A 17,004-nucleotide genomic window follows, 5' to 3' on the forward strand; every position below is an offset into this window, starting at 1 on the left:
AGGCCGGTGGCACGTCGAAGTCGGCTCGCGAAGGAGAACGCCCTCTATAACCCACTACGCCCGAATCGCTCGCCGTCGTCGCCCAAGGAGCGAGTGAACCAGTCACTTCGGGCGGCAAATCACGCCAGTACACCTCATGACCCACTGCTCACACTTGTATCACCCTGAACAAGGTGGCAGCCTGAAGTTGTCGAGCAAGGGCCTCATGATGCCGCCAGTGCCTTGGGCATCGGGGCGGTGCAGTGGTTGTGCAGACGGAGAGTTGCGAGTGTACGTCCCCGCCGGCAGTGCAGTCGCGAACCAGTGCGATCAGGAGGCATGATGCACGCCGGCGGCCGGACTACCGGGCAGCGATTCTCCAGCAGAGCGCGATCTGTTTCAGCCACGATGCATTGACGGGGGTCAGGGGTGCGAGTACCGGTTCTTCTACCGCCATGCCTTTCTGTTCGGGAGGGGACAGCCTGCCCGGCAAGACGAGGGCACCCTTTTGACCTGAACGGGCCTTGTCGCGTTCGGCGCCCCCGCGGCACTCGCCACGGCGAAGAGAAACCTCCCTGTCATCAACCATTCTCACGACCAGCCGCCTGAGCGCTGACCCGCCAGGTTGGGAGTCATCGACCCTGGTCGTTTCCATCGGATCGGCATCATACGTGCCGCAGCTTCCTCATCACATGGCCGGCTCAATTCCTGAGCCCTTCATCAGCTGGTCGCAAGCTCTGTCAGTTCATTCCGTCCGCCCTGACGAGGAGCCGAAATGCCCCAAGAGCGCGCAGCACGAGATTCGCATGCCGTAACCAAGTTTCTGATTGCGCGTGTTGCTGAGCTGATGGACTTATCCGAGCATGCGGTGGACCGCCGGACACCGATGCACCAGTACGGTTTGGACTCGTTGAAGCTGTCGGCCCTTGCCGCCTCGTTGTCCGAATTCCTCTGCTGGAAAGTTCCGGTCACCTGGATGTGGCAGTATCCGACCATCGACCAGCTGTCCCGTGCGCTTGCCGAAGGTCCTCGTGCCGCGGAGACCGCCGCCCCGGGCAATGCCCGCCGTACGGCATCGCATGAGCCCATCGCGATCGTGGGCATCGGCTGCCGGTTCCCCGGAGGACCGGATCCCTCCTCGTTCTGGCAACTGATGGTCGAGGGCGGCGACGCGGTCGGCCCGGTGCCGGCCGGGCGACGCGAGCTCCTGAACGACAGGGTGCGGTGGGGCGGTTTCATCGACGGCATCGACCGGTTCGACCCGCTGTTCTTCGGCATCTCCCCCCGCGAAGCCGTGCAGATGGACCCGCAGCAGCGCCTCGTCCTGGAGCTGTGCTGGGAGGCGCTGGAGGACGCGGGGGTCGCGCCCGACAGCCTCGTCGGCAGCGACACCGGCGTCTTCATGGCCTCCTGCTGGGGCGACTACGCGGCCCTCGCGCACTACCGCGGGCCCGACAGCCAGATCACCCCGCACACCGCGACGGGCATGCACGACGGCATCATCGCCAACCGCGTCTCCTACACCCTCGGACTGCAGGGCCCGAGCATGGCCATCGACGCCGCCTGCGCCGGGTCGCTGGTCTCCGTACACGTGGGATGCCAGTCGATCTGGCTGGGCGAGAGCGATCTGGTGCTCGCCGGCGGCGTGAACCTGAGCTTCGTCTCCGACTACTACACCGCGATGGACGCGATGGGCGCGCTCGCCCCGGACGGCCGCTGCAAGTCGTTCGACGCCCGCGCCAACGGCTACGTACGCGGTGAGGGCGCCGGCGTCGTCGCGCTCGCCCCGCTGAGCGCAGCACTGGAGCAGGACCTGCCGGTGTACTGCCTGATCAAGGGCAGCTCCTCCCACAACGACGGTCTGAGCAACGGCATGACCGCGCCGAACCCCCAGGCGCAGGAGAAGATGCTCCGCACCGCCTACCAACGGGCGGGCATCGCCCCGCACTTGGTGGACTACATCGAGTGCCACGGCTCCGCGACGCCGCTGGGCGACCCGATCGAGGCCAACGCCATCGGCGCGGTCCTGGGCGGCGACCGGGCGGAGCCGCTGCGGCTCGGGTCCGTCAAGTCCAACGTCGGGCACCTGGAGGCGGCCGCCGGCATCGTCGGCCTGGTCAAGCTCGCGATGTCGATGCGCAACGGCGTGCTGCCGCCGAGCCTGCACTACACCGCGCCGAACCCGCAGATCATGTTCGACGAGTACCACCTCACCGTCCAGGACCGGCTGACGCCGTGGCCCCGACGGTCCGACGCGCGCCGCGGCGGGGTCAGCTCGTTCGGCTTCGGCGGCGCGATCTGCCATGTCGCCGTCGAGGAACTGCCCCGCCCCGAGGCCTCGCTGCTCCTCCTGGCCGCCGACTCCCGGGAGGCGCTCGCCGAGCGGGCCCGGGCGCTGCGGGACGAGAGCGACCTGCGCGCGGCCTGCCGCCGGGCGCCCGGCGACGGCGCGTTCCGGCTCGCGGCCGCCGCCCGCGACATGGCCGAACTCAGGACGCAGCTGGACGCCTTCGGCACCGGTGAGACGGCCGCCGGACTGAGCGTCGGGGAGACGACCGGACGCACGCCGCGGGTGGCGTTCCTGTTCTCCGGCAACGGCTCGCAGTGGGTGGGCATGGGCAGGCAACTGCTCGCCGGCATGCCGGTGTTCCGACGGTCCATGATGAGGTCCGACAAGCGGATGCGGGAGTTGCTCGGCTTCTCCATCGTCGAGCAGATGCTCGACCCCGAGGGCCGCATCGACGACATGGACGTCTTCCAGCCCCTGCTGTTCTCCCTCCAGGTCGCGCTGGCCGAGGCCTGGCGCTCGCTGGGCGTGGAGCCGGACGTCGTCCTGGGGCAGAGCGTCGGCGAGTTCGCCGCGTCGCACATCGCCGGTGCGCTCGACTTCGAGGACGCCTCCCGCCTGGCCGCCCACCACGGCAGGCTCCTCCAGCAACTGGCCGTGGGACGCGGCGAGGGCATCGTGGTGATGACCGCCGCGGACGAGGTCAAGCGGCATCTGAGCGGCCAACTCACCGTGTCCGGATACAACGGCCTCGGCTCCACCCTGGTCACCGGCACCCCGCAGGAGATCGACGGCCTCGTCCAGCGGCTGACCGACGCGGGCGTCACGAACCACCGGGTGCGGATGGGCCACGCCCCGCACTCGCCGCTGGTCGACCACGTCCTGGCCCCGCTGAAGATCGAACTCGACGGCATCACGCCGCGCACCGCACGCATCCCGATGATCTCGACGGTCACCGGCGAACTCGTCGACGGCGCGGAGCTCGGCCCCGACTACTGGGCGAAGAACCTGCGCCAGGAGATCCGGGTGGTCGACGCCCTGACGAACCTGCGCGACCACGACATCGACGCGGTGGTCGAGCTCAGCCCGCACCCCGTCCTGCTCAAGTCCGTGTCGGAGATCCTGCCGGCTGCCACCCTGCCCTCGCTCACCCGCGGCGCCGACGCGGCCTCGACCCTGCTGGGCTCGCTCGGCGCGCTGTACACCGCCGGACTCACCGTCACCCAGAGCCCGTTCCTCCTGGGCGACCGGGGGCGGCACGCCAGGCCGAGCGGGGGCGACATCGCGGCCGACGAGCAGGTGCATCTGGTCCCCGTCACGGCGCGTACGGCCGACGCGCTGACCGACACCTGCCGTGAGCTGTCCAACCACGTCGAACGTGACGCGGGCCTGCGGGTCTCCGACCTCTCCTACACGCTCGCGGCACGGCGCACCCACCACAGCCACCGCATAGCGCTGTTCGCCCGCAACCGCCAGGACGTCCTGGACGGACTCGCCCGCGTCGCCGCAGGGCAGCCCCACCCCGACGTGCTCACGGGCACAGTCTCCGGCAGCGTCGACCGACGCGTTGCGCTGGTGTTCTCCGGCGGCGGAACGCAGTGGGTCGGCATGGGCCGGGAGCTCCTGCGCTCGCACACCGGATTCCGTACGTGGATGAACGCCTGCGACGCCGCCGTGCGCGCGGCGGGCGGCGGCCCGGTGCTCGACCAACTCGCGGCCCCTGCCGACGAGGCCAGGTTTGAGGAGATGGACGTCCAGCAGCCGGTACTGTTCGCCCTGCAGGTCTCGCTGGCGAAGGTCTGGCTCGGACTCGGCGTCCGGCCGGCCGCCGTGGTCGGTCACAGCCTGGGCGAGGCCGCGGCTGCCTGCGTCGCGGGATCGCTGTCGCTGGAGGACGCCGCCCGCGTCGTGGTCGCCCGCTCCCACCTGCTCGAACGCAAGGCGGCGCCCGGCGCCATGATCTCGGTCGACCTGCCGGAGGACGAGCTTGGGCCGAGACTCGCGCCGTATGCCGGGCACGCGGCGATCGCCGTGGTCAACAGCCCCACCAGCGCGGCGGTCTCGGGCTCGCCCGAAGCCGTCGGCGCCCTGGAGGCCGACCTGGAGCGGGAGGGGATCCCCACCCGGCGGATCCGCGTGGAGCGGCCGGTGCACAGCCCCGGCATGGACCCGCTGCTCGAACCACTGCGCGAGGCCATCGACGGCATCACGCCGCTGCCGAACACCGCCGAGTTCCGTTCCACGGCACTGGCCGGCGCGGTGAACCCGGTCGCCGACGCCGACTACTGGGTGCACAACCTGCGCAACCAGGTCCGGTTCGCCGAGACGATCGGCACGCTGGTCGACGAAGGCGTCTCCACCTTCATCGAGATCGGGCCGCACGAGACGCTGCGCGGCGCGGTCGAGGAGATCGCGCTGAGCCGTGGTGCCCAGGTGCACGCGGTCAACTCCCTGCGGCGCGGCGAGAGCGACGTCCGCTGTCTGCTGGGGGCCGCCGCTTCCCTGTACGTCAGGGGCCTTCCGCTGACCTTCGCCTCGTTGTTCGCCGACGACGTCGAGGTCGTGGAGACCCCGCTCGTGCAGTGGCAGAAGGACCGCTACTGGCTGGACACCACGCCGACGCCTCGCCGTGACGTCGCGCAGATCCCCGGGCCTGCCCCCGCCGCGGCGGTGACCGTGACCGAAGCCGCGGTCGCCCCGGTGGAGGACGGGGCCGCGGGGAAGGAGGGCAGACCGGTTGAGGAGATCGTCCTCGGTGAACTCGCCGACGCGCTGGGCGTCCCGGTGAGCAGGTTCGACGTCAAGGCAGGTCTGCGCGAGTTCGGTCTGGACTCGATGCTGGCGATCCGCCTGGTCAACAGGATGCAGGCACTGTTCGGACAGCGGGTGTCGCCGGTCGTCTTCCTGGACGGGCGGACGATATCCGAGGTCGTCGACCACTTCGTCGAGATCACCGGCGGGCCGGCCACTCCCCCGGCCACTCCTCCGGCCGCCCTGCCGAAGCCCGTCGCGGTGGCGAAGCCGGAGCCCGAGGCGGCGGCCGAGCCCGCACCCGGGGCCGGGCCCACCCAGCCGGCCTTCCTCGACGGCCTCTCCGAGCTGGACGCCGAGGAACTCGTGGAGGAGCTGGAGGCGCGCGGCCTCCTCGACCCCGCCGACGCACCGGCCCTGGACCAGCTGCGCGCCGAAGGACTCGGTCTCGAACTGGCACCGGCCTCGCACGGCCAGGCCTCGCTGTGGTTCATGCAGATGGTCTCGCCGGACGCCGTGCCCTACAACTTCATGGTCGCCGCCCGGATCAGGACCGAGGTCGACGAGAGGGCGCTCGACCGCGCCGTACGGGCCGTGGTCGAGCGGCACCCCGCGCTGCGCACGATCTTCGTGGAGGCCGGGGGCCGTCCGTACCAGGTCGTCCTGGACGAGCCGCTGTACGAGTTCCAGGTGGTCGACAGCACGGACCTGGACGACGAAGAGGCCCGCGAGGAGCTGGCGCGCCTCGGGCATCTGCCGCTCGACATGGACAACGGACCGCTCGTGCGGGTCGTCCTCATGGCGCGTGGGCCCGCGGACCACTACCTGCTGGTGCTCGTCCATCACATCGCCTCGGACGCGGCATCGGCGGACGTGATGATCCGCGAACTCCAGGAGTACTACGCGGCTGCGGACGCCGCCGAGGGCGCGCCGGCCGCCCCGTACACGGAGTTCGTCGAGTGGGAGCGGCAGTGGCTTGCCGGCCCCGCGGCCGAGGCGGCGCTGGACTGGTGGTCGCAGAAGCTGGCCGACCCGCCCGCGCACCTCGACCTGTCCGCCAAGGAGCGGCCCCCGGGCGTCACGTACGAAGGACGCGACATCGCGTTCCGCTGGAGCGCCGAAGAGTCGCGCCTGCTCCGGGAGTTCGCGGTGCGCGAGGGTGTGTCGATCAGCACGGTCGTGCTTGCCGGTTTCTTCGCCACGCTCAACCGCGCGGCGAAGACCGACGACGCCGTTGTGGCCACCGCCATCGCCCAACGCGGCCAGCCCGGCTGGGAATCCGCCGTCGGGTACTACCTCAACACGGTGCTCGTGCGGGCGAAGCCCGCCGGTGACCGCAGCTTCCGCGACCTGCTGCGCGAGGTGCACACCTTCTCGCTCGGCCTCCTGGAGCACATGGACTACCCCCTCGACCTGCTGGCGTCCCAGCTGAAGCCGCCGCGGGCCGAGGGCCGGTCCCCGTGGTTCGACGTGGTGGTCAACTGGCTGTCCTCGGACGCCTTTCCGCGCTCCGTCAAGCTCTTCCACGGCGTCGGCGACACCGTCTCGCCGGGCGGGACCCTGCCGCTCGAGCCGCTCCAGGTCCGCAGGCACCTCGCCAAGTTCGACCTGGAGATCTCGATGGCCGACATCGACGGCGAGGTCGCGGGACACGTCCAGTACAAACCGAGCTACCTGGAAAGGCAGACCGTGACGGCACTGATCGCGCTCTACCGCACTGTGCTCTTCGACTCGATCGCCCGACCTGACCTGGCCCTCGAGGACATCGCGTCCGGCGGGCTCCCCGAGGAGGCGGACCGGTGACCGTGACCCTGCACTCCGAGTTCATCGAGCAAGCGGTCAAGAACCCCGACGCGACGGCGGTCTACTCCGACGCCGGCGTCCTGACCTACGGCGAACTGGACGAGCGCTCAGGCCTGTTGGCCGAGCGGCTCGTCGCCGACGGCGCGGGGCCGGGTGTCCCGGTCGGCATCTGCATCGAGCGCACTCCCGACCTGCTCGTCGGCATCCTGGCGGTGCTGCGGGCCGGCTCCTGCTATGTACCCCTGGACCCCGGCTACCCGGCCGAGCGGCTGACGTTCATGGTCCGGGACAGCGGCACCCGTCTGCTGCTGACCACGCCCGCGTCCCGGGCCAGCTGCCCGGCGGGGCCGACCGTGGTCGTGCTCGACGAGACGGTGACGACCGAGCCCGGCGAGGAGCCCGTGCCGGTCGTGCCCGGCGACACCGCCTACATCATCTACACGTCGGGGTCCACCGGCCGGCCCAAGGGCGTGGCCATCCACCACAGCGGCTGTGTCGCCATGCTGTCCGAGATGGACCGGCTCTTCGAGGGCTGCGACCTGAGCGGTGTCTCGGCCGCGAGTTCGGTCTGCTTCGACATGTCCGTGATGGAGATCTTCGCCGCGCTGTGCCGCGGTGGCGCCGTCGTGCTCGTGGAGAGCGCCGTCCACCTGCCGGAGAGCCGGTACGTCGACAAGGTCACCCACCTCAACGTCATCCCGTCGGTGATGAACAGCCTGCTGGACGCCGGGTATCTGCCGCCGAACGTACGCACCGTCGTGTTCGGCGGCGAGCCCTTGCGGCGCAAGCTGGTGGACCGCGCCTACCGCGAGACCAACGCCGACCGGGTCTTCAACGCCTACGGCCCCACCGAGGGAACCGTCTTCTGCTCGTTCGGACTTGTGCCGCGGCACGCGACGGACGAGCCGACGATCGGCCCGCCGTCGGCCCACGCCCGTGCCTATGTGCTCGACGAGAACCTGAACCGGCAGCCGGTCGGCGTGCCCGGCGAGTTGTACATCGGCGGTGTCGGCCTGGCCCACGGCTACGTCAACCGGCCCCGCACCACGGCCGAGCGGTTCGTGCAGGACCCGTTCGTGGACGGCGAGCGCATGTACCGCACCGGCGATGTCGTCACATTCACCACCGACGGCGAACTCCAGTTCGTCGGCCGCACGGACCACCAGGTCAAGCTGCGCGGCTACCGCATCGAGCTGGAGGAGGTCGAGGCCCGCCTCACCGGCTGCCCCGAGGTACGGGAAGCCGCCGCCGCCGTACGGGGCAACCGGCTCATCGGCTACGTCGTGCCCGAGGGGAAGGCCCGGGACGGCGTCTGGGTGGACGCCGCGCTCCAGACCGCCGTCAACGGCAGGCTCGCCGCCGAGCTGCCCGACTACATGGTGCCGGGGACGATCGTGTCCCTGACCGCGCTGCCGTTGGCACCGGGCGGCAAGCTCGACCGGGCCGCGCTTCCCGAGCCGCCGGCCGCCGGCTCCGACGGTCCCATGACGGCCGCCAGTACGCCGACCGAGGTGGCGGTCTCGGAGATCTGGGGCCAGCTGCTCGACCTCGAACCGGCGAGCATCGACGTCCGGGCCGCCTTCTACGACCTGGGCGGCGACTCGCTGCTGCTCATCCGCCTCGCCCGGCTGATGACCCGGCGGTTCGACCGCCGGGTCCGCGTGCCCGACCTGTTCAGCTTCCGTGACATCTCCTCCCTCGCCCGCTGGCTCGACGAGGAGAGCGGCGCCACCCCGGAGGTGGTCCGCACGGCCCGCCGCCGTGCGGGCGCCCGCCGTGCCGCGCTGCGCGGCCGCGCCGCCCCCGGCAGCAACTGAATCATCACCTCGACCTGAGGCAGGAGCCCTTCCATGACCAAAAGCCCCGAGCAGGACCACGACCCGGGCGATGTGGCCGTCATCGGCATGTCCCTGCGCGCGCCCGGTGCCCGCACCAAGGAGCAGTTCTGGGACAACCTCGTCCACGGCAGGGAGTCCGTGTCGTTCCTGGCCAAGGACGACATCCACGTCGACGAGACCCTGATCCACAGCCCGTTCTACGTGCGGGCCTGCGGTGTGCTCGACACATACGACACGTTCGACCCGTCGGTGTTCGGCATCAGCGACCGGATGGCGGCCGCGATGACACCGGAGAACCGGCTGTTCCTGGAGAGCGCATGGGAGACACTCGAGGACGGCGGCTACGACCCGGACCGGCTCAACGCCGAGATAGGCATGTACGGCGCCAACAACCCGCAGACCGCCGCTCTCTACAGCTCCCCGCCGGACCGCGTGTCGGTCGGTCCCGAGGCGATCGAGGCGAGCCTGGCCTGGTCGCCGGACACCATGACGTCCAACGCCCTGTACTACATGGGTCTCACCGGTGAAGCCGTCACCGTCGCCGCGGTCTGCGCGGGCTTCCACTACTCGGTGCATCTGGCCTGCCAGTCGCTGCTGCTCGGCCAGACCGACATGGCGATCGCCGGCGGCTCGATGGTCCGTCTGCCGCACCCCCGCGGTCACCTGTGGGAGGAGAACCGCATCCTGTCGAAGGACGGCCACTGCCGCCCGTTCGACGCGCGCGGCACCGGCACCGCACTGTCCAGCGGCGTCGTCACGGTGCTGCTCAAGCCGCTGGGGCAGGCGGTCGCCGACCGCGACCACATCTACGCCGTGGTCAAGGGCTCGGCCGTGAACAACAACGGCGTCAGCGTGATGGCCTACGGCCTGGCCCAGCCCGAGCGGATGAGCGCCTGCATCGCCAACGCCATGGAGGTCGGCGGCGTCACCCCGGACACCGTCTCCATGTACGAGGCCAACGGTCTCGGCATGCCGATGACCGACGAGCTCGAAGTGCACGCCGCGAGCATGGCCTTCGGCAAGCAGACCGCCACCACCTCGCTCGGCGGTGTCAAGGGCAACGTGGGCCACGGCGGCGTGGTGTCGGGCGGTTTCGGCGCCGTCAAGGCCGCGATGTCCCTGTACCACAGGACACTGCCGATGACGATCAACCTGACCGAGGTCAACGAGGACCTCGACCTCCCCAGCACCCCGTTCGTGCCGCAGCTGGAGACGGCGGACTGGGAGACGGAGTCCGGCATCCGCCGCGCGGGCATCACCTCGATCGGCGGTGGCGGCTACAACGCGCACCTGGTCCTCGAAGAGCCACCGTCCCTGACCGGGCGTGCTCCCGAGGCCGAGGGCAGGCCGCGCCTGGCCACGCTGTCCGCCCTGGACGACGAGGCGCTCGCCCGGCAGCGCGCACGGCTGAAGGACTGGCTGGCCGCCCGCCCCGACCTGCGTCTGGACGACATCTGCTTCAGCCTCAACCTGGGCCGCAAGGTGATGGCGCGCCGCTGGGCGGCGGTGGTCCGCAGCCGGGGGGAACTGGTCGCCGCGCTGTCCGGCGACTCCGCCCACGGCCCGGCCACCGAGACCGCCGCAGCGCCGCGGGTGGACATCGACGCGTTCCAGCGCAGCGAGGAGGGAATCGTGGGGACCGGGAAGGACGCGCAAGAGCTGTCCGAGCTGGCCGCCGCCTGGGTGACCGGCCAGCAGGTCGACTTCGGCTCCCTGCACCAGGGGGAGACCAGCCGCCGGGTGCCGCTGCCCACGTATCCGTTCCAGCCGCGCCGGTTCTGGCGTACGGACTGGTGACCATGAGTTCACCGGCACTGGACACCCTGGACCTGGGCGACCCGGACACCTTCGCGGACCACGACCTCGACGCGTTCTGGCGCCGCCTGCGGGACACCGCACCCATGCACTGGAACCCCCCGGCCGACGGCCGCCGCGGATTCTGGGTGCTCTCCCGCTACGACGACATCGTGGCCACCTACCGGGACAACGCCAACTTCACGTCCGAGCGCGGCAACGTGCTGGTCACGCTGCTGGAGGGCGGTGACGCCGGGGCCGGCCGAATGCTGGCCGTCACCGATGGGCACCGCCACCACGAGCTGCGCAAGATCCTTCAGCGGGTGCTCTCGCCGAGGGTGCTCAACGAGGTGGCGCAGACGGTGCGGGCCAACACCCGGCAGTGGATCCGCGAGGCGGTCGAGTCGGGCGGCTGCGACTTCGCCGAGCAGATCGCCAGCCGGATCCCGATGACCACGATCTCGAACCTGCTCGGCGTGCCCGAGCAGGACAGGGAGTTCCTGCTCTCGCTCACCAAGACCGCGCTGTCGACCGACGACGAGGACGTCGACGAGGTCGACTCCGAGATGGCCCGCAACGAGATCCTGATGTACTTCATGGAAGTCGTCGAGGAGCGTCGCGACTCCCCGGGCGACGACGTGATCAGCATGCTGGTCGGCAGTTCCATCGACGGTGCCCCGCTGTCCGACGAGGACGTCGTGCTCAACTGCTACAGCCTGATCATCGGGGGCGACGAGACCAGCCGGCTCACGATGATCGACTGCGTCCGCACACTCGCGGTCGAGACCGGCCAGTGGCGGCGGCTCAAGCACGGGGAGGTCGCGGTCGACACCGCGGTGGACGAGGTGCTGCGCTGGGCCTCGCCCACGATGCACTTCGGGCGCAGCGTCGTCCGCGAGACCGAGCTGCACGGTGTGACGCTGCGTCCCGGCGAGATCGTCACGCTGTGGCACGCCTCGGGCAACCGGGACGAGCGGGTCTTCGAGCGGCCCGGGGATTTCGACCTCGGCCGCACCCCCAACAAACACCTGGCCTTCGGGTACGGACCGCACTTCTGCCTCGGCTCCTACCTGGCCAAGGTGGAGATCTCCGAACTGCTGCAGGCACTGCGGGACTTCACCACAGGCTTCGAGCAGACCGACGAGGCGCTGCCCATCCGGTCCAACTTCCTCACCGGGTTCTCGACGCTCCCGGTGCGGTTCCTGCCCGATCACTCCGGACTGAAGGAGGTCCTCCAATGAGCGGCAACCCCTTCGACGACGGCAGCGAAGACGGCGGGCCGGTGGTGACGGGCGCCGCCGGGCGGTACACGCTGCGGCGCCCGCGCCCGGACGTGCCGAAGGGCCGGCGAATCGTCCACTCCTGCCCCGACCGCGACGGCGCCCGCAACCACGCCGGACGGCACTTCACCGCGGCGGTGGGAACGCAGGCGGCCTGACGCTGACAGACACCCGACCGCAGGAGTGCGCATGAACATCTACATCTCAGGACAGGGGGCCTTCGCGGTGCAGGTCGCGGAAGCTCTCCTCGATGAAGGGCACAAGATCGCCGGTGCGGCCGCGCCCCGGCTGCGCAAGGGGTGGTCCGACGAGAGCAACGCGATGTCCTGGGACCGCCTGCGCTCCTGGGCGTTCCCCCGGGACATCCCGTGGACGGACTCGGCCGAACTGCGCGCGATGCATATCCCCGACGGGGTGGACATCATCGTCGCCGCGCACTCGCACGCCTTCCTCGGCCGCTATACGCGGGCCAGGGCCTCCGTCGCCACCATCGGCTACCACCCCAGCCTGCTGCCGCTCCACCGCGGCAGGGACGCAATCCGGTGGACGATCCGGGACGGCGACAAAGTGACGGGCGGGAGCGTCTACCACCTCACCGAGCGCACCGACGCCGGTCCGCTCGCCGCACAGGAGCACCTGTTCGTTCCCCCGGGTTCGACCGCGCAGAGCCTGTGGCGCGAGCATCTGGCCCCGCTCGGCGTGCGGTTGCTGCTGAAGGTGGTCGCCGACCTCGCCGGGGGCAGGCGGATCGAGGTCCCGCAGGACGAGAAGATGGCGACCTGGGAGCCCGCGATGAACGCACAACCGCTGTTCAAGCCCGAACTCATCGCACTGCCCGGAACAGCGTCCGTCGACGGCAGCAGGTGGGCACTCCACGCGCAGTGAACCTCTCCTCTCTCACCCCGGTCGGCAGGCGATCCCGACGGGGTGGAGGGCGGCGGACCGGCTGGTGCTGCAGCGGGTCCTTGCGGGACACAGCAGAGCGGCTGCCACGGGCCGACAGCCCCGTGGCAGCCGCTCCGCTGTCTCGTGCGGCCTCAGGCGCCCCTCGCCTGAATCAGCGACCTGGGCCTCAGATCGATCCAGTCGGCCTCCACACCCTCCGGGCACTCCCGCTTGCCGCCCTCGGCCCGTACGGTGGTCCGGCCCCCGAGTCTCGCCGGGCCCGGCACCCGGCTCACGCCCCGGACGGCAGGCGCCGAGCCCCTGTCTACAGGGCGAAGACACGGCGCGCGTTGCCGGACAGGAACAACGCCTCCGCCTCCTCGTCGAGTTCCAGCCGGTCCAGATGCTCCAGGGCACGGGCGGGGGTGATCATCGGGTAGTTCGTGCCGAAGAGGACCTTGCGGCGTCCCCGGCCGCGCAGATAGTCCACGAGTTCGGGGGGGTAGCGGCGGGCGGTGTAGGCGCTGGTGTCGATGTAGACGTTCTCGTGCTTGTCGGCGACCGCGATCATCTCCGTCGTCCACGGGTAGCCGATGTGCCCGCAGACGATGGCCAGTTCCGGGAAGTCCAGCGCCACCTGGTCGATGTAGGGGATCGGCCGCCCGGTCTCCGACGGCCTGAGCGGGCCGGTGTGCCCGACCTGGGTGCAGAAGGGGATGCCGAGTTCGACGCATTCCGCGTACAGCGGGTAGTACAGCCGGTCGGTGGGCGGCAGCTGCCACAGCCACGGCACCACGCGCAGGGCCACGAACCCCAGCTCCCGCACCGCCCGGCGCAGTTCCCGCACCGCCTCCATGGGCCGGGCGAGGTCGGCGCCCGCCACCCCGCGCAGCCGACCGCCCGACGCGGCGACGAAGCCGGCCACCTCGTCGTTGCTGATCAACGCACCCTGCGGCCCGTACCAGGCAGCGGACAGGCCGATCTCCACGTCCGCCGACTCCAGCGCGGCCACCGTCAGCTCCACCGGCAGCGCCTCCTCCAGGAGCCCGAGGCCGGTCCATCTCCGCAGGGACTCGAACATCTCATGACGTGAGTGGCGCAACGTCGGATGCTGCATCCACACATCGATGACCGGCACGGCTCAGGCCCCTCCTCCGGGCCGCTGCGGCGAACAGACCCCGCCGGCGGCTGAGCGAACGCTTAACCGGACTCTAGCGGGGGCCCCGGCCGACGGGCTACCCGTCAGTAGGGATATGTCGGCACCGGCCGTCCGGCACCGGACCGCGGGCCCGGCCCGGAAACCGGCGGCCCCGGCCGGGAAACCGGCGGCCCCGGCTCAGAAGCCGGCGGGCTCGGTGTAGGTGCCCCACTCGTCCCGCAGCGCTCCGCAGATCTCGCCGAGCGTGGCCTCGGCGCGGACCGCGTCCAGCATCGGTCCGATCATGTTCGAGCCGTCCCGGGCGGCGACCAGCATCCTCTCCAGTGACGCCTTGACGCGGGCGTCGTCGCGGCGGTCCTTGCGGTCGCCGAGAATGCGCACCTGCTCCCGCTCGACCTCGTGGCTGACGCGGAGGATCTCCAGGTCGCCGGTGACCGACCCGTGGTGGACGTTGACGCCGACGACCCGCTTGTCGCCCTTCTCGAGCGACTGCTGGTAGCGGAAGGCCGACTCGGCGATCTCGCCGGTGAACCAGCCGTCCTCGATACCGCGCAGGATGCCGGAGGTGACGGGTCCGATGGGGTGCCTGCCGTCCGGGTGGGCGCGCAGTCCCCGCTCCTTGATCCGGTCGAAGATCTTCTCTGCGTCGGCCTCGATGCGGTCGGTGAGCTGCTCCACGTACCAGGCGCCGCCGAGCGGGTCCGCCACGTTGCCGACGCCGGTCTCCTCCATCAGCACCTGCTGCGTGCGCAGGGCGATCTCGGCGGCCTGCTCCGAGGGCAGCGCCAGCGTCTCGTCCAGGGCGTTGGTGTGCAGCGAGTTGGTGCCGCCGAGGACGGCCGCCAGGGCCTCGACGGCCGTCCGCACCACGTTGTTGTACGGCTGCTGCGCGGTCAGCGAGACACCGGCGGTCTGGGTGTGGAACCTCAGCCACTGCGCCTTGTCGGTCCTCGCCCCGTAGACCTCCTTCATCCAGCGGGCCCAGATCCGGCGGGCCGCGCGGAACTTGGCGATCTCCTCGAAGAAGTCGAGGTGCGCGTCGAAGAAGAAGGAGAGGCCGGGCGCGAACACGTCCACGTCCAGTCCCCGGCTGATGCCGAGCTCGACGTACCCGAACCCGTCGGCCAGTGTGTACGCGAGCTCCTGCGCGGCCGTCGCGCCCGCCTCGCGGATGTGGTAGCCGGAGACGGACAGCGGTTTGTACGCCGGGATGTCCCGGGCGCAGTACTCCATGAGGTCGCCGATGAGCCGCAGATGGGGCTCGGGCTCGAACAGCCACTCCTTCTGGGCGATGTACTCCTTGAAGATGTCGGTCTGGAGCGTGCCGTTGAGGACGCCCGGGTCGACGCCCTGCCGCTCGGCGGCGACCAGGTACATGCAGAAGAGGGGGACGGCGGGGCCGCTGATCGTCATCGACGTGGTGACGTCGCCGAGCGGGATGTCCCCGAAGAGGACGTCCATGTCGGCTGCGGAGTCGACGGCGACCCCGCAGTGGCCGACCTCGCCGAGGGAGCGGGGGTCGTCGGAGTCGCGGCCCATCAGGGTCGGCATGTCGAACGCCACGCTGAGCCCGCCGCCGCCGGCGGCCAGGATCATCTTGTACCGCTCGTTGGTCTGCTCGGCGTTTCCGAACCCGGCGAACTGGCGGATGGTCCAGGTGCGGCCGCGGTAGCCGGTCGGGTACAGCCCGCGGGTGAACGGGTACTCGCCCGGCCATCCGATCCGCTCGAAGCCGTCATAGGTGTCGCCGGGCCGGGGCCCGTAGACCGGCTCGACCGGATCACCGGAAAGCGTGGTGAAGTCGGCGTTCCGCTTCTTCGCGGAGTCATAGCGGGCCTGCCAGCGGCGGCGGCCCTCCTCGATGGCGTCAGCGTCCATACCGTCGAATTTACTAGGACGTCCTAGTACATGTCGATGGCAGACCGCCGTACGCGTACGTGCGGCGGTGCGGACGCTCCCCGCTGCCGGCGCGGGACGAGGAACCGAGCAGCCGGGCCGCTCCTAGGCGACCGCCGGCCCCGGCTCGCCGACCAGCGGCGCTACCGAACGGGTGACACCGCGCTCGACGAAGAAGGCGACGAAGGGGATCGTCCCGGACAGCAGCACCCACAGCAGCCGGCCGAACGGCCACTTCGCCTTGGAGCCGAGGTCGAAGGCGAAGACCAGGTAGACGATGTAGAGGACGCCGTGCGCCTGGGAGACGGCGAAGGTGATGTCCTCGCCCATGCCGAACCCGTACTTGAACACCATGCAGGTGGACAGCACGAGCAGCATCACGGCGGTGACATAGGCCATCACCCGGTAGCGGGTCAGGACGCTCTTCTTCATGGCGCCGAGCGTAACGGCCGGCTTCGGGCGATCTTCGGGCGGGTCCGGCGCACGCCGAAGCGGCCGGCCCCCCGGGGCAGCGCATCGGAGCGGCCGGGCGCTCAGGGCGCACCCGAGCCGGTCAGCCTTCGTCGAAGTCGTGCGCGGCGACCCTGAGCGGCCGCAGCAGCGCGAAGATCTCCGCGCACTCCTCCGCGTCATAGGCGCCGAGGCCGAAGTCCATCTCCATCAGGTCACGGGTGGCCGCCTCGACGACCTCGCGCCCCTGGTCCGTGATCGAGGCCAGCGTCCCGCGCCCGTCGTGGGGGTTGGGCCGCTTGGCGACCAGACCGGAGCGCACCAGGCGGTCCACGGTGTTGGTGACGGAGGTGGGGTGGACCATCAGCCGTTCGCCGATCTTGGACATCGGCAGCTCTCCGGCCTTGGAGAAGGTGAGCAGCACCAGCGCCTCGTACCGCGCGAAGGTGAGCCCGTACGGCTTGACGACGGCGTCCACCTCGGCGAGCAGGATCTGGTGCGCCCGCATGATGGAGGTGATGGCGGCCATCGAGGGCACGGGGCCCCAGCGCTGCTGCCAGAGCTCGTCGGCTCGGGCGATGGGGTCGAAGGGGAGGCTGAGCGGCTTCGGCACGGCACCGACCTTACCCACTGGTCATATGCTGGTCAGCCCTGTCTCACACTTCGGGTGCGCGGGCCCGGCGCGGGTTCCCGGGCCACCGGGCCGGGAACCCGCGGGCAGCCCCGGCTCCGGGCGCGCCCGGGGCGCTCAGCGGGTCGTGAGCAGCGCCGAGGACCTGACTTCCGCCGCCGTCCTCCGCGTGGCCGCTCCCCGGGTGCCCGAAGGGCGGCGAGTGCGCTGAGCGGCCGCGGAACGGGCCCGTCCGGCGGCGGTGGGCAAGT

10 protein-coding genes are annotated in these 17,004 nt (G+C 70.7%); 6 read left to right on the forward strand and 4 right to left on the reverse strand.

Annotation, left to right across the window (positions count from 1 at the left end):
• Window positions 1–754: 754 nt before the first annotated feature.
• Genes SCWH03_RS08895 through SCWH03_RS08920 form a run of 6 tightly spaced genes read left to right on the forward strand, consistent with a single transcriptional unit; the run spans window position 755 to window position 12,617 of the window.
• On the forward strand, window positions 755–6,820 hold the full coding sequence (locus tag SCWH03_RS08895; protein WP_173263613.1) for a type I polyketide synthase: 6,066 nt from the start codon (window positions 755–757) through the stop codon (window positions 6,818–6,820).
• Complete coding sequence (locus SCWH03_RS08900; RefSeq protein WP_173263614.1) at window positions 6,817–8,637, forward strand: non-ribosomal peptide synthetase; 1,821 nt, start codon at window positions 6,817–6,819, stop codon at window positions 8,635–8,637. The genes SCWH03_RS08895 and SCWH03_RS08900 overlap by 4 nt, the downstream gene beginning before the upstream one ends.
• Before the next feature lie 33 nt (window positions 8,638–8,670).
• Window positions 8,671–10,455: a beta-ketoacyl synthase N-terminal-like domain-containing protein gene (locus SCWH03_RS08905; protein WP_173263615.1), complete on the forward strand. Its 1,785-nt coding sequence runs from the start codon at window positions 8,671–8,673 to the stop codon at window positions 10,453–10,455.
• Complete coding sequence (locus SCWH03_RS08910; protein ID WP_216854725.1) at window positions 10,452–11,693, forward strand: cytochrome P450; 1,242 nt, start codon at window positions 10,452–10,454, stop codon at window positions 11,691–11,693. Before SCWH03_RS08905 ends, SCWH03_RS08910 begins: the two co-directional genes overlap by 4 nt.
• Window positions 11,690–11,890, forward strand: a complete 201-nt coding sequence (locus SCWH03_RS08915; protein WP_173263617.1) for an MbtH family protein — start codon at window positions 11,690–11,692, stop codon at window positions 11,888–11,890. Before SCWH03_RS08910 ends, SCWH03_RS08915 begins: the two co-directional genes overlap by 4 nt.
• Window positions 11,891–11,921: 31 nt before the next feature.
• Window positions 11,922–12,617: a formyltransferase family protein gene (locus SCWH03_RS08920; RefSeq protein ID WP_173263618.1), complete on the forward strand. Its 696-nt coding sequence runs from the start codon at window positions 11,922–11,924 to the stop codon at window positions 12,615–12,617.
• Window positions 12,618–12,942: 325 nt separating this feature from the next.
• Here the strand turns inward: SCWH03_RS08920 and SCWH03_RS08925 are convergent, their stop codons facing one another.
• From SCWH03_RS08925 to SCWH03_RS08940, 4 genes are all read right to left on the reverse strand, one after another.
• The gene (locus SCWH03_RS08925) at window positions 12,943–13,755 is read right to left on the reverse strand and encodes an amidohydrolase family protein (RefSeq protein WP_173263619.1); all 813 of its coding nucleotides are present in this window, start codon (window positions 13,753–13,755) and stop codon (window positions 12,943–12,945) included.
• Between the two features lie 198 nt (window positions 13,756–13,953).
• Window positions 13,954–15,654 carry a coenzyme B12-dependent isobutyryl-CoA mutase large subunit gene (gene icmA, locus SCWH03_RS08930; RefSeq protein WP_173263620.1) on the reverse strand — a complete coding sequence of 567 codons (1,701 nt, stop codon included), beginning with the start codon at window positions 15,652–15,654 and terminating at the stop codon, window positions 13,954–13,956.
• 123 nt (window positions 15,655–15,777) lie between these two features.
• Complete coding sequence (locus tag SCWH03_RS08935; RefSeq protein ID WP_173263621.1) at window positions 15,778–16,104, reverse strand: DUF3817 domain-containing protein; 327 nt, start codon at window positions 16,102–16,104, stop codon at window positions 15,778–15,780.
• A 121-nt stretch (window positions 16,105–16,225) separates the two neighbouring features.
• Window positions 16,226–16,735 (reverse strand): MarR family winged helix-turn-helix transcriptional regulator, encoded by a 510-nt coding sequence (locus SCWH03_RS08940; RefSeq protein ID WP_173263622.1) that lies wholly within the window; start codon window positions 16,733–16,735, stop codon window positions 16,226–16,228.
• Window positions 16,736–17,004 lie beyond the last annotated feature (269 nt).

This window comes from Streptomyces pacificus (assembly GCF_011766325.1).
GTDB classification, from domain to species: domain Bacteria; phylum Actinomycetota; class Actinomycetes; order Streptomycetales; family Streptomycetaceae; genus Streptomyces; species Streptomyces pacificus.

Coding starts and splice junctions, on each gene's coding strand:
- SCWH03_RS08895 (WP_173263613.1), top strand. CDS start 755: ATGCCCCAAGAGCGCGCAGCACGAGATTCGCATGCCGTAACCAAGTTT.
- SCWH03_RS08905 (WP_173263615.1), top strand. CDS start 8,671: ATGACCAAAAGCCCCGAGCAGGACCACGACCCGGGCGATGTGGCCGTC.
- SCWH03_RS08915 (WP_173263617.1), top strand. CDS start 11,690: ATGAGCGGCAACCCCTTCGACGACGGCAGCGAAGACGGCGGGCCGGTG.
- SCWH03_RS08920 (WP_173263618.1), top strand. CDS start 11,922: ATGAACATCTACATCTCAGGACAGGGGGCCTTCGCGGTGCAGGTCGCG.
- icmA (WP_173263620.1), bottom strand. CDS start 15,654: ATGGACGCTGACGCCATCGAGGAGGGCCGCCGCCGCTGGCAGGCCCGC.
- SCWH03_RS08935 (WP_173263621.1), bottom strand. CDS start 16,104: ATGAAGAAGAGCGTCCTGACCCGCTACCGGGTGATGGCCTATGTCACC.